The sequence below is a fragment of the Fusobacterium ulcerans genome, from assembly GCF_003019675.1.
Taxonomy (GTDB): Bacteria; Fusobacteriota; Fusobacteriia; order Fusobacteriales; family Fusobacteriaceae; genus Fusobacterium_A; species Fusobacterium_A ulcerans.
On the sequence record NZ_CP028105.1, the window covers coordinates 1,818,760 to 1,832,682 of the forward strand.

General features: G+C 29.0%; 10 protein-coding genes. All 10 read left to right on the forward strand.

Annotation, left to right across the window (positions count from 1 at the left end; all coding sequences use genetic code 11):
• The first annotated feature begins 460 nt into the window (after positions 1 to 460).
• The 10 genes from C4N20_RS08480 (at position 461) to C4N20_RS08525 (ending at position 13,898) form a co-directional block, all read left to right on the forward strand.
• Positions 461 to 1,018, forward strand: a complete 558-nt coding sequence (locus C4N20_RS08480) for a flavodoxin (protein ID WP_005979021.1) — start codon at positions 461 to 463, stop codon at positions 1,016 to 1,018.
• 52 nt (positions 1,019 to 1,070) lie between these two features.
• Entirely contained in the window at positions 1,071 to 2,150 is a 1,080-nt protein-coding gene (locus C4N20_RS08485; protein WP_005979023.1) for a metallophosphoesterase, read from the forward strand.
• A gap of 263 nt (positions 2,151 to 2,413) precedes the next feature.
• Positions 2,414 to 5,236, forward strand: coding sequence for a DUF3427 domain-containing protein (locus tag C4N20_RS08490; RefSeq protein ID WP_106878619.1), 2,823 nt, complete (start codon positions 2,414 to 2,416; stop codon positions 5,234 to 5,236).
• A 408-nt stretch (positions 5,237 to 5,644) separates the two neighbouring features.
• Positions 5,645 to 6,559: a glutaminase A gene (glsA, locus tag C4N20_RS08495; RefSeq protein ID WP_005979025.1), complete on the forward strand. Its 915-nt coding sequence runs from the start codon at positions 5,645 to 5,647 to the stop codon at positions 6,557 to 6,559.
• Between the two features lie 82 nt (positions 6,560 to 6,641).
• Entirely contained in the window at positions 6,642 to 8,057 is a 1,416-nt protein-coding gene (locus C4N20_RS08500) for an alanine/glycine:cation symporter family protein (protein ID WP_005979027.1), read from the forward strand.
• A gap of 253 nt (positions 8,058 to 8,310) precedes the next feature.
• The gene (locus C4N20_RS08505) at positions 8,311 to 9,360 is read left to right on the forward strand and encodes an ROK family transcriptional regulator (protein ID WP_005979028.1); all 1,050 of its coding nucleotides are present in this window, start codon (positions 8,311 to 8,313) and stop codon (positions 9,358 to 9,360) included.
• A 9-nt stretch (positions 9,361 to 9,369) separates the two neighbouring features.
• Positions 9,370 to 10,281, forward strand: coding sequence for an N-acetylglucosamine kinase (locus C4N20_RS08510; RefSeq protein WP_005979031.1), 912 nt, complete (start codon positions 9,370 to 9,372; stop codon positions 10,279 to 10,281).
• A 12-nt stretch (positions 10,282 to 10,293) separates the two neighbouring features.
• Positions 10,294 to 11,445, forward strand: a complete 1,152-nt coding sequence (locus C4N20_RS08515) for a hypothetical protein (protein WP_005979033.1) — start codon at positions 10,294 to 10,296, stop codon at positions 11,443 to 11,445.
• Positions 11,439 to 12,935: a sugar ABC transporter ATP-binding protein gene (locus C4N20_RS08520; protein WP_005979035.1), complete on the forward strand. Its 1,497-nt coding sequence runs from the start codon at positions 11,439 to 11,441 to the stop codon at positions 12,933 to 12,935. The genes C4N20_RS08515 and C4N20_RS08520 overlap by 7 nt, the downstream gene beginning before the upstream one ends.
• Before the next feature lie 12 nt (positions 12,936 to 12,947).
• Positions 12,948 to 13,898, forward strand: a complete 951-nt coding sequence (locus C4N20_RS08525) for an ABC transporter permease (protein WP_005979037.1) — start codon at positions 12,948 to 12,950, stop codon at positions 13,896 to 13,898.
• Positions 13,899 to 13,923 lie beyond the last annotated feature (25 nt).

Below are 13,923 nucleotides of genomic sequence, written 5' to 3' on the forward strand. Positions count from 1 at the left end.
TTCGTACTCAAAAATATATTGCTTATAAGAGTTATAACCAATAAACTGAGTATGAGGTTTGTCATATTAGAAATAAACATACTGTGCTTTCTCCTTTTTAATTATTTTTTTAAATTAATTGACTAATGATACAACATATAAAAATAAAATGCAAGTATTTTTTCAAAAATAATTTTGAAGAAAATAAATTATTACATGAATAAATAAAAAATGAATAAGATTATACAATAGCAAAGAATTCTTTTTTTCTGAAATTATTTTAGCTCTAAATTTTTTGAAAAGACTGAATAAAATACAAAATAAAGTTTTTAGAAAAAATATACTTGACTTAGAGTTAACTCTAGGTGATACACTAATTTAACTAAAGTTAGTTATTCATGTGCAATTGGGCATATTTTATGAAACTTGACTGATTATTGATTTATTTTTTATAAATCTTGATATTTGAAGGAGGAAAATTATGAAAAAATTATTGCTCATCCTGTCTTTATTCAGTATTTTTTCTTTAACTGGATATGGTGCTGAAAGTAAAATTTTGATAGCTTATTTTACACGTACTAACAACACTGAAAAAATAGCTGAGATGATACAGGAATATACAAAAGGAGATATATTTAAAATAGAAGTTCTCAATCCTTATCCTGAAGCATACAGAGCAACTACTGACCAGGCAAAAAAAGAATTGGAATCAGAATATCTTCCACCTTTAAAATCTAAAATTGAAAACTTAGATTCTTATGATACAATATTTATTGAATATCCTATCTGGTGGGGAACTGTTCCTACTCCAATGAGAACTTTCCTATCAGAAAATGATATATCTGGAAAAACTATCATTCCTTTCTGCACACATGGTGGAGGCGGAGCAGGTACAAGTACAGCAGATTTAACAGCCCTTGCTCCAAAGTCTACAGTAGTAAGTGATGGATATGTAACAAGAAATGCTGGTGCTGGAAGAACTCAGGGAGAAGTTACTCAGTGGCTGGATTCACTAAAAGACAGATGGAACAAAAATTAATTTTGAGAAGAGATAAAAAATTATATACAAATTTTAGAACGGAGTTGAAGAAATGAGTTATTTTTTTCTAGCATTATCCACAACACTATTTATTCTTAATTTTTTTGTTATGTGGAAAACAGTTAAATATGTATTTCCCTCAGATAAAAAAATATTTTTTATAATACTATTTTTAATATTAATTGTACTTTTATATGGATATCAGTTTTTCAACTCATATTTTGTATCTAATTTTTCATATGGAAGTAATAGAATTCTTTCATATATAGTTTACTATTATTTAGCATTTGTTATCTATGGATCAATGGTATACTTTATAGTTTCGATTATAGAAATGATATTTAGATATAAATTAAATCTGAATTTATATAAGCCTGGCTTTATAATTATCTTTATAATATTAGCAATAGGAACTTTTTATAAACACAATACTTTATTGACTGAATATGAAATAGATAGTGGAGGGAAAATATCTGCTCCTCTGAATATAGTTTTGGTTTCAGATGTTCATTTAGGACATATAAACGGAAATGCTTCATTAATAAAGATGATAGACAAAGTAAATTCTCTGAAACCAGATGTTGTTCTTATAGCTGGAGATCTTATAGATATGTATTTAGAACCTGTTTTAGAAAGAAATATGTTAGATGAATTAAAAAATATAAAAAGCACTTATGGATCTTATTTCACTCTTGGAAATCATGATATATATGGAAGTAAAGCTGACATGCTTACAGAAATACTTAGGAATAATGCTGTAACTATCGTATTGAGAGATGAAAAAATGCTTGTTAATAATGAAATATATATAGCTGGAAGAGATAATTTTTCTAAAAAGCCTATAAGTGAGATATTAAATGGAAAAGAGGATAAACCTGTTATTCTTATCCAACATACACCTGATACAATAGATGAAGCAGTGGAGAATAAAACTTTTCTGCAAGTTTCGGGACATACTCACAAAGGACAGATGTTTCCAGGGAGATTATTTACTAAAAAAATGTTTAAAGTTGATTATGGACATGAAAAGATAGAAGATACTAATATAATAGTTTCTTCTGGATATGGAACTTGGGGGCCTCCTATTCGTATAGGAAGTCAGTCAGAAATAGTTTTAATTAAAATTAGATAAAATATCTAAGAACAGAGCAAAGTTAAAGTGATAAAATAAATCTAAAAAAATTATATGTGTAGCTGAAAGTTGATAAGCTCCTTTACAGTAGACAGATGAAATAATAAAAATTTCTCTGCTGTGAAGGGGCATTTTTTATGGAAAAATTATTATATAGATTCTCTTCATATCATATTTTTTATAAAAAAGTTAAACTTCCTATCAAATTTAGCTGTAAAATGATAAAATATTCTTTGGATAGTGTTCAAACAGGAGGAAAAAATATGGAAACGAATTTAATTGAAAGCTTCAAAACAAGCTCAATAAATTTAAATATAGAATCAAGTAAAAACTTTCAGCATAGACTGCTTTGTAATAAAGATGAGAAAATTATAACAACTTTAAGAAAAGAACTGGAGAGCTGTGATGAGTTTATAATTTCAGTAGCCTTTATAACAGAAGGAGGGCTGGCTCTGATTTTAGAAGAACTGAAAGAACTTGAAAACAGGAATATAAAAGGGAAAATTCTTACAGGAGATTATTTGAATTTTACTGAGCCTAAAGCTCTAAAGAGACTGCTAAATTATAAAAATATAGAATTGAAAATATTATCTAAAGAAAAATTTCATGCTAAGGGATATTTTTTTAGAAAAGATAATTTGTGGACTTTAGTAGTTGGGAGCAGCAATTTAACTCAGACAGCTTTAACAGTAAATTTCGAGTGGAATTTAAAAGTAAATTCTCTGGAAAATGGGAAGATTGCAAAGGATATTTTAAGCAGCTTCAATGATATTTTTGAAAGACTTCCAAAGTTGGATTTAGAAATGATAGAAAACTATGAAAAAGTATATAAACTTTCAAAGAGTTATTCTAAAGCTCAGGAAAAATTACAAAATCCTTTGTTTAAAAAAGAGATAAAGCCAAATATTATGCAGAAAGAAGCATTGGATAATTTAAGTGAGCTGAGAGAAAATGAAAAAGAAGGACTATTGATTAGTGCAACTGGAACAGGAAAAACATATTTAAGTGCCTTTGATGTAAAAAAAGTAAAACCTGAAAAAATGCTTTTTATAGCTCATAGAAAAACTATAATAAAAAAAGCTAAGTATACTTTTGAAAGTATTATAAGCAATAAAAAAATGGCAATCTATGGAGATGAAGATATTTCAGATGCAGACTATATATTTGCCATGGTTCAGACTTTAAATAAAAAAGAACATTTAGAAAGATTTCCTAAAGACTATTTTAATTATATAATAATTGATGAAGTTCATCACAGTGGAGCTAAAACTTATCAAAGTGTAATAAATTATTTTAAGCCAGATTTTCTGTTGGGAATGACAGCAACTCCAGAGAGAAGTGATGATTTTGATATATATGGACTTTTTAATCACAATATAGCTTATGAAATAAGACTTTATGATGCTTTGAGAGAAAATCTTCTGTGTCCATTTCATTATTTTGGAATCTCAGATATAACTGTAAATGGTGAATGTATTGATGGAAAAACTTCTATAAAAAATCTTACTTTAGATCAAAGGATAGATCATATAATTGAAAAGAGCAGATATTATGGATATAGTGGAGAAAAACTCCATGGGCTGATGTTTGTATCAAGAGTGGAAGAGGCAAATATATTAGCTGAAAAGCTTAATGAAAAAGGAATAAAATCTATAGCACTTACAGGAGACCATGGGGATAATGCAAGAGAAAATGCTATTGAAAAGCTAGAGAAAGGTGAAGTAGAATATCTGATAACTGTTGATATATTTAATGAAGGAGTTGATATACCATGTGTAAATCAAGTTATTCTTCTAAGACCAACAGAATCTTCTATTGTATATATTCAGCAACTTGGAAGAGGGTTGAGAAAAAATGAGAATAAGGAGTTTGTTGTAGTTTTAGACTTTATAGGAAACTATGAAAAGAACTTCTTAATTCCAACTGCTATTTCCCAAAATAATAGCTTTGACAAAGATTTTATGAAGAGATTTATTTTAAATGGAACAAATATGATTCCAGGAGAAAGCTCAATATCTTTTGAAGAAATAGTAAAAGAGAGAATATTTGAAAATATAAACAAGACAAATTTTTCAACTAAGAAAAATATAGAGCATGATTTTGAACTTCTGGAAAAACAATTAGGAAGGATCCCATTGTTAAATGATTTCTTTGTAAGAAATATGATAGATCCAAGTGTAATATTAAAGTTTAAAAAAGATTATGACAGTGTTTTGAAAGCTTTGAGACCTGATACAGAATTTGGTATTTTATCAGAGATGGAAAAGAATTTTTTGACTTTCCTGTCAAGTTTCTTTACTCCTGCTAAAAGAGTTCATGAAATGGTAATATTGCTGGAAGGTATTAAGGAGTCAAAAATTTCAATAGAAAAGATAGAAGAGATTTTAGAGAAAGAATATAAGCTAAAAGATCAAAAAGAAAATATTGAAAATGGAATAAAACATCTTTCTAAAGAAATATTTACTAGCCTTTCTACTATGAAGGGATTTGAACCTATTTTAGAAAAAGCTGGCGGAGAATATCAAATAGATAAAAATTTTAAAAATGGATATAAAAATAATAAATATTTTAGAGATTTAATTGATGACTTGATTAAATATAATCTTGCTTATGTAGAGAAAAACTATAAACAATATGGAAAAGATTCTATTCAAAAATATAAACAATACACAAAACTGGAAGGATTCTGGCAGCTGAATCTGGACTTTAATAATGGATATCAGGTGAGTGGTTATATGGTATTTGAAGAAGCTAAAAAAGTTGTAATGTTTGTGACAATGGAAGACTCAAGTATTTTTGATAATAAGTTTTTAGATCAGCAAAGATTTCCATGGTTTTCTAAAAATAACAGATGCCTGAGCAGAAATAATAAGTTGACAGCTGAGGGAAAAATAGCAAAAAATTATTATATATTGGAAATATTTGTTAAGAAAAGTTCAGGAGAAAGTTTTTACTATTTAGGTCAAGCTGAAAAGGTTTTAAAAGCAAAGGAATGCTTTACTGAAAAGGGAGTTCCTCGTGTGGAGTATGAACTGAAATTAAAGAATGAAGTGCCAAAGGATCTTTTTGATTATTTAATGGTATAGTTAAAAAGAGAAGGAAATGCAGAGATGCTTTCAAAATATATAATAAAATTTGTACAGAAAAATAGAAATTAAGAAGTTTAAAACAAATATATATTTCATATAAAAATTGAATTGATTAAATGAATACAAAAATTATCTGTCTAAGAAAAAATATTTTTAAAATTATTATTATTGAAATATATTTTCAGAATATATTTAAAGTATATATAAAATACAAAGGGAAGCAACATAAAAAAGAACAAAGAGAAAATATAAATCATAGATTCACCAAGATATAATATTTATATTCTATAAATTGTATTAATATTGAAAATTCATTGACAAAATGTTACACTAAGTTTATATTATAAATGGATGTTTTTTATTTTTTATAAAATTAAAAAACCTTTATGATATCAGGAGGAACTCATGAAAGATTTATTAGATAAGTTAGTAAAGAAAAATATAGCAGAAACAAAATTAGGGACAGTTGCAAGCTATATTCCAGAACTTGATAAGGCTAAAAAAGATGCATTGGGATTATACATAATTGATGTAAATGGAAATGAATATTGTTCTGGAGATTGGGATACAAAATTTACAATTCAGAGCATATCTAAAATAGTAACTTTGATGTTGGCAATATTAGATAATGGAGAGGAATATGTTTTTTCTAAAGTGGGAATGGAGCCAACAGGAGATCCATTCAATTCTATTAAAAAGCTTGAAACTTCAAGCAGAAGAAAACCTTACAATCCTCTTATAAATGCAGGAGCTATAGCAATAGCTTCAATGATAAAAGGAAAAGATGTAAGAGATAAATTTCAGAGACTTTTAGATTTTCTTAGAAAAATATCTGAAGATGAAACTTTAGATGTAAATTATAAGATTTATTGTGGAGAATCTGAAACAGGAAATAGAAACAGAGCGATGGGATATTTCCTTAAAGGAGAAGGAATAATAGAGGGAGATGTTGAAGACGCATTGGATATATATTTTAAACAATGTTCAATAGAAGTAACAGCAAAAACACTTGCAAAGATAGCATTATTTTTAGCAAATAATGGTAAACTAAGCAGTGGAGAAATTGTAATTACTCCTAGAATAGCTACTATTGTAAAAACTTTAATGGTAACTTGTGGAATGTATGATAGCTCTGGAGAATTTGCTGTAAGAGCAGGAATTCCATCTAAAAGTGGTGTAGGAGGAGGAATTCTTTCTGTAGTACCAGGAAAAATGGGAATAGGAGTGTACGGACCATCTCTTGATAAAAAAGGAAATTCAATTGCAGGGGTACTTTTGCTGGAAGATTTATCCAGTGAGTTAAATCTGACAATATTTTAACCAGAAAAAATTTTGTTCAAGTAAATAAAATATGGTAAAATAAACAGAACTATATAATAAAATACTAGCATAGGAGGAAAGAATGGTTTTTTTGTATGATGCATTTAACTGGCTGAACAATTTTATCTGGTCGTATATATTGATTATACTTCTTGTAGGATTAGGTGTATATTTTAGTTTTAAAACAGGGTTTGTTCAATTTAGAATGTTAGGGGAAATGTTTAGACTTCTTGGTGAAGGAGCTATGAAGAATGAAAGCTCTAATGAAAAACATGGGTCAAGTGGAATTTCTTCATTTCAGGCATTTTGTATTTCAACAGCTTCGAGAGTTGGGACAGGAAATATGGCAGGAGTTGCTATAGCTATTGTTATAGGAGGTCCAGGAGCTGTATTCTGGATGTGGGTAATGGCTCTTATAGGTTCAAGTTCAAGCTTTGTAGAAAGTACACTTGCACAAATATATAAAGTAAAAGAGGGAGATCACTTTAGAGGTGGACCAGCTTACTATATGGAAAAAGCTTTAGGAAAAAGATGGATGGGAGTTGTATTTTCAATTCTTATTTCTATAACTTTTGGACTTATATTTAATTCAGTACAGGCTAATACAGTATCATTTGCATTTGAAAAAGCTTTTAACGTTAATAGAATGTATTTAGGAATAGCAATATCTATTGCTACTGCTATTATCATTTTTGGTGGAGTAAAAAGAATAGCTCGTGCAGTGGAATATATAGTTCCTGTAATGGCTGTAGCATATGTTGCTGTAGCGTTGTTCGTTCTAGTAAAAAATTTTACAATGATACCATCTGTTATTGAATCTATAGTTTCTAATGCTCTTGGATTTAAACAAGCAGTAGGTGGAGGACTTGGAGTAGTAATAATGCAGGGGGTAAAAAGAGGATTATTCTCAAATGAGGCTGGAATGGGAAGTGCTCCCAATGCAGCAGCAACTGCAAATGTTACACATCCAGTAAAGCAAGGACTTATTCAAACTTTGGGAGTATTTACAGATACTATATTAATATGTTCTGCAACTGCTTTCATTATATTGATGTCTGGAGTAGATTTACAGGGAGAATCTAATGGAATACAGCTGACTCAGGAAGCTCTTGTTTCACAGGTTGGACCTTGGGGAAGTATATTCATTGCTATATGTATATTTTTATTTGCCTTCTCGTCTATCATAGGAAATTATTACTATGGAGAAACAAATATAGAATTCTTAAATGGAAATAAAATATGGTTAAATATTTACAGATGCTTTGTTGTATTTATGGTAATGTATGGATGTCTTGCTAAAGTTCAGATAGTTTGGGATATGGCAGACTTATTTATGGGATTCATGGCGATAATGAATCTAGTGGTAATAGCAATACTTTATAAAGTGGCAATTGCAGCTCTTCGCGATTATATAACTCAGAAGAAAAAAGGTTTAAATCCTCAATTTAAAACTTCAGCTGTTCCAGGATTAAAAAATGCTGAATGTTGGGATGAATAAAAATAACTAGATAATAATTAATAAAAAGATGATCAAGAGTTTGATGATATTTCAACTTTTAGTCATCTTTTTTTATTGCTTAATTTTTTTTTGAAAAATTAATTCTTTTTATGATGTGTGATATTGAAAAATGATTCAGTATAAGAAAAAAACGTTTTAAAATAAGTCACAAAAAAGTTGACAACAAAAAAATGATAGAGTATACTAATATTAATTAATAAAGTTTCTTTATTAGAAAAGAGAGGGGAATATTATGACAACAATTAATGGAAAACCTAAAATAATAAAAGAAATAAACATGGCTTTAGTTAGAAAAAATATCATAAGAAATTCACCTATAACAAAGCCAGAGTTGTCAAAATTATTAGGGCTCAGCCTTCCTACTATAAATAAATGTGTAGATGAACTTCTTGAAAAAGAAATTGTAAAAGTATTTGAAGGAGAAGTAGAAGTAAAGGGGAGTGGAAAGAAACCTATATTCTATGAGATAAACAGCGATCATGTATCATATATAGCTGCGTACTTTAAAGGAACTGTCCTTACAGTGAGAGAATACAATCTTCTTGGTAAAGTGAAAAATGAAAAAGTAAAAAAATTAAAAGAAGACAGTGATGAAAAAATATTGATTTCTGTTTTAGATAAAATGATAAAAGAATCTAAAAATAAAGAGAATATAGAGGCTATTTCCATTGGAATAGCAGGAATAATGGAAGAAAATGGAAGTATAAACAATGTCTATACTCTGAAAAATTTTAATGGAATATTTTTGAAAGAGGTATTGGAAGAAAGATATGATATTCCAATAATAATAGAAAATGATGCAAATCTAGTAACTTTTGGACTTGTGGATAAGATAGAATTTAATACAAGAGATCTTGTATATATTTATTTAGGAACTGGAATAGGAACTGGAACTGTAATAAATGGAAAACTTCACAAAGGAAAATCTAATTTTTCAGGAGAGATAGGGGAGCTTCCAGTATCAACAGATAAGACTTTGGAAGATGACTATAAGGAAATAATAAAAAGAAAAGATATGGAAAAATTTGAGAAACTGATAATCTTTATACTTATGATAAATATTTCTATATTAAATCCTGAAATAATAGTATTGAGCAGTGATATATTAAAAATAGAAAAAAGTCTGTTAAAACGTATAATCAAGAAAATATCTGAAAGATTTGGAGAAGAAAATATGCCAGAGATAATTCTTGACAGCAATGATATTGAAAATGGAATGAAGGGAGCTTTAAAACTAGCTCTTCAAGAAAGTGACAAGGACTTGAAAATAATAGGGAAATAGAGGTAGAAAATGGGATATATATTATCAGTAGATGGTGGGGGAAGTAAAACTTCATATTGCCTTTATGAGATAGAAAGTAGTCATAAAGAATATATTAAAGGAGAAAGTACCAACTATAAAAATATAGGGATAGAAACAGTAAAAAAAAATCTGGAAGAAAATATAAATAAAATAATGGAAAGTAGGAATATTACTTTTCAAGATATAAAATATTTTGTATTTGGTCTTTCTAGTTGTGATACAGCTGAAGATTACAAGCTTTTCAAAGAATTACTTAATAGTATTGGGATAAAAGAAAATCTTGTGATAATGAATGATGCAGAACTGGCATTCAGAGCTATATGTCCATTTGAAGATGGAGGAGTTATTGTATCAGGAACAGGGTCTATAGGTTTTGCTTTTGACAAAGACAAAGTCATAAGAGTTGGAGGCTGGGGAAAGGACCTCAGTGATCTTGGTTCAGGATACTGGATTGGAAGAAAATTTCTTGAGAAATATATTCTTTATTTAGAAGATATGGAAGAGAAAGATGATTCTTTTGACAGAATGGAAATTTTGGGAAATGACAGAAAAAAACAACTGGAAAAAATAGTTGAAAAATATGACACAGCAGAAAAAATAGCAAGTATAGCAAGATTTGTTATAGAGGAAAAAGATACTTCTCTATGCAGTAAAATATTGGATAAAGCAGTGGAAAAACTTATGATGATGATAAAAGAAATATCTAAGAGCATAGAAAAAGACAGCTACATATTGGTATTATCTGGAGGAGTAGCTATAAGTGATGCAGTTACAGATAAGATACAGAAAAAAATAGTAGAAAATGCTTTAGGAAACAGAATAAAGCTGATACCTAATAGATATGAACCAGTAGATGGAGGAATAAATATAGGACTTAACTATCTTCAAAAGAATAAATAAATGGTGGTGGAAATGAAAAAGTATTTACAGGTATTTTCTGGAGGATTCTCAAATTTAGAAGTAGATATAGACAAACTAAAAGAAAAACTTTTAAAGATAATGGCTATAAAGAAAATAGATGGAATTATTATTGGATGGAATGAAAATAGGGAACTGTATAGAGAATTGAAAGATTTTCTAAAATCTTATGGAACAAAACTATATTTCTGGCTTCCTGTATTTTCTGAACTGTCACATTACAAAGAATTTAATAAAGTTTTAGATTATACTGGAAAAGAAATAGAAAATTTCTCATTTCAAGAGGGAGAAAATTTTGAATTTTACTGTCCTAATACCATTAAAAATATAGAAAATGTAAAAAGTATATTTGATGAAAAGTTTTCAGATTATGAGATAGATGGAGTATTTCTGGATAAAATAAGATACCCAGCATTTTCAAATGGAGGAAAAGCTGTATTCAGCTGTTTCTGTCCTGTATGCGTGGAAAAAATGAAAAAAAGAGGGATAGATGTAGAAAAATTAAAAGAATACATTGATAAAACTTTTGAAAATCAAGGAAATAATCCACTTGAAATACAAAGTTATAAAGATTTTAGGTATGAATTTCAAGATAAAGAAATGAATCAATATTTTCAATTTAAAAATGATTCAATAACTGAAAAAATAAATGAACTGATAAATTTCTTTAAAAATAAGGGATTGGAAGTGGGGCTGGATACATATGCCTCTGATATTTCTTATCTCTTTGGGCAGGATATAATCAGGCTCAGTGAGAAAGCGGATTTTATAAAACCTATGTATTATAGAAAAACTTATGCTCCAGCAGGAATTCCTTTTGAAATACAGACTTATGGAGAACTATATAATAAAAAAGCTGGAGAGTTTCTTTTGAATATCATAGGAGAAAAGGATTTAAAAGATAATATAGGAAAAGAACAGATGATAAAAGAGATAAAATATCTGACTGAAAATTTAAAAAATATATGTGTAGGAATAGATTTCAATAAGAAGGAAAATATAGCATTAAGTGATGCAGAATATATAAAAGAGGTATTTGATATTTTAGAAGAGGGAAATTCAGAAGGGATAGTTCTTTCATGGGATTTAATGAGCATACCAGAGGAACATCTGGATATATTTTTGAAAAGGGAGGAGAAATGCTAGTAGGAGATGTAATTCTAAATTGTAAAAACATAAGCAAATCTTTTTCTAAAGTAGAAGTTTTAAAAAATATAAACATTGAAATAAAAAAGGGAGAAGTTCATGCCATAATAGGTGCAAATGGGGCTGGGAAATCTACTTTGATGAAAATAATCTGCGGAGTGCATGAAGCTAACGGTGGAGAGCTGATTTATAAAGGGAAGGCAGAGAAATTTAAAACGCCTCTTGAAGCACAGGAAAAAGGAATTAGTATAATATATCAAGAGCTGAGTCTTGTATCTACACTTAAAAACTATGAAAATCTTTTTGTAGGAAATGAAATAAAAAAATATGGAATATTTACTGATGACACAGCAATGATAAAAAGATTTAAGGAACTGTGTGAGAGACTGAATTTTGATATAGATCCTATGGAAATAACAAGAAATATGAGTATATCAAAACAGCAGATGATAGAGATACTTAAAGTAGTGGCAAATGATTCTGACATTATAATAATGGATGAACCAACAACTTCACTATCAGAAAAAGAAAAAAAATCTTTGTTTGATGTAATAAGAAAATTGAAAGAAGCAGGAAAAACAGTTATATATATTTCCCATATGCTGGAAGAAGTATTTTCAGTATGTGACAGGATAAGTGTATTGAGAGATGGAGAATTTATAGCTACTAAAAAAGTTTCAGAGCTTACAAAGGATAAAGTAGTGGAACTGATGACAGGAAAAGTAGTTAAAAGAGGAAGCATAAGAGAGAAAAAAGATAATAGAAATGAAACAGTCCTTGAGGTAAAGGGTCTGGAATATAAGAATATATTAAAAGATCTATCTTTTCAGGTAAAAAGAGGGGAAGTAGTAGGGATAGCAGGGCTGGTTGGCTCTGGAAGAAGTGAACTGGCAGAATGTATATTTGGAGCAAGGGAGATAAATAAAGGAGATATTTATTTAGAAGGAGAAAAGCAGAACTTCTCGCATCCTAAAGATGCTATAAAAAATGGAATAGGGCTGATACCTGAAGACAGAAAGAATTTTGGGCTTATAATGAAACATACAATTAAAGATAACTCCACATTGATACAGATAAAGAAAATGTTAGCAGGACCTCTTTTGAGTAATAAAAAAGAGAATGAACATATTGAGGAAGCTATAAAAGATCTTTCAATAAAAGTTTCAGATTATAATTTAAAAGTATCAAGTCTCAGTGGTGGAAATCAGCAGAAAATAGTTATATCAAAGTGGAAAGATATGGACTTAAAAATATTAATATTTGATGAGCCTACAAAAGGAATAGATGTAAATGCCAAAGAAGATATTTTTAAAGTAATAGAGGATTATGCAGCTAAAGGAGTGGGAATAATCTTTATATCCTCTGATCTTGAAGAGGTAGAAAGAGTAGCTGACAGAGTTCTTGTTTTGAAAAGAGGAAATTTTATCAGTGAACTTAGGGGAAATGATATAAATATAGAAAAAATAAACTATTTGGCGTTGAATGGTTAGAATGGAGGATATATGTTAGAACAGGTAAAAAATTCTTTTAGAAGAGAGAATCTTTTGAAAAATTATGGAATAATAATAGGGTTTTTAGTACTATGTACAATAATAAGTTTTGCAACACCTAATTTTCTTACTAGAAACAATATACTTAATTTATTGAGACAATCATCTATAATCGGAGTTATTGCAACAGGAATGACTTTTGTAATAATATCTGGAAATTTTGACATATCAGTAGGAAAAATAGCTGCCTTAGGAGGAACTATAATAATGAGTATGATTTCAAATGGTCATAGCTTTATTGTTGCTCTTCTAGCTGCACTTTTAGCAGGAGCAGTTATTGGATTAATTAACGGATTTGCAGTTGCAGTCATTAAAATACCATCTCTTATAGCAACTATGGGAATGGTCGTAATTTTACAGGGGCTCATTTTTATATATACAGGGGGATATCCAATTTCAGGAACTAATCCAGTTCTTTCTCTTATTGGAAGAGGCTATATCTTAGGAATACCTGTACCTGTTATAATTTTCTTCCTTGGGGTAATACTGGCTAATGTAGTTTTAAGAAAAACAGTAATGGGAAGAAGAATATATGCAGTAGGAGGGAATGAAGATTCCAGCAGACTGTCAGGTATAGATACTATAAAGTATAAAATAATGGTATTCATGATAAATGGTATGGCCTCAATAATAGGGGGACTTATTCTTGTATCAAGATTGAGCACAGCTACTCCTACAGCAGGAGAGGGATACGATATGGATGCAATAGCTTCAGTAGTTATCGGGGGAACAAGTGTAAATGGTGGAGAAGGAAACGTTATGAGAACAATAATCGGAGTTCTTCTCATGAGTGTTATAAGCAATAGTTTCAATCTTATAGGTGTGAGTATATATTTCCAATATGTATTTAAAGGAATAATAATACTGGCAGCAGTAGGATTTGGAAGTTTTAAGAAAAAATAGATTTCAATATAATAAAAAGGAGGAA

Bases quoted from the DNA above. Each gene is read 5' to 3' on its own strand.
- C4N20_RS08480 (WP_005979021.1), top strand. From the start codon at position 461: ATGAAAAAATTATTGCTCATCCTGTCTTTATTCAGTATTTTTTCTTTA.
- C4N20_RS08485 (WP_005979023.1), top strand. From the start codon at position 1,071: ATGAGTTATTTTTTTCTAGCATTATCCACAACACTATTTATTCTTAAT.
- C4N20_RS08490 (WP_106878619.1), top strand. From the start codon at position 2,414: ATGGAAACGAATTTAATTGAAAGCTTCAAAACAAGCTCAATAAATTTA.
- glsA (WP_005979025.1), top strand. From the start codon at position 5,645: ATGAAAGATTTATTAGATAAGTTAGTAAAGAAAAATATAGCAGAAACA.
- C4N20_RS08500 (WP_005979027.1), top strand. From the start codon at position 6,642: ATGGTTTTTTTGTATGATGCATTTAACTGGCTGAACAATTTTATCTGG.
- C4N20_RS08505 (WP_005979028.1), top strand. From the start codon at position 8,311: ATGACAACAATTAATGGAAAACCTAAAATAATAAAAGAAATAAACATG.
- C4N20_RS08510 (WP_005979031.1), top strand. From the start codon at position 9,370: ATGGGATATATATTATCAGTAGATGGTGGGGGAAGTAAAACTTCATAT.
- C4N20_RS08515 (WP_005979033.1), top strand. From the start codon at position 10,294: ATGAAAAAGTATTTACAGGTATTTTCTGGAGGATTCTCAAATTTAGAA.
- C4N20_RS08520 (WP_005979035.1), top strand. From the start codon at position 11,439: ATGCTAGTAGGAGATGTAATTCTAAATTGTAAAAACATAAGCAAATCT.
- C4N20_RS08525 (WP_005979037.1), top strand. From the start codon at position 12,948: ATGTTAGAACAGGTAAAAAATTCTTTTAGAAGAGAGAATCTTTTGAAA.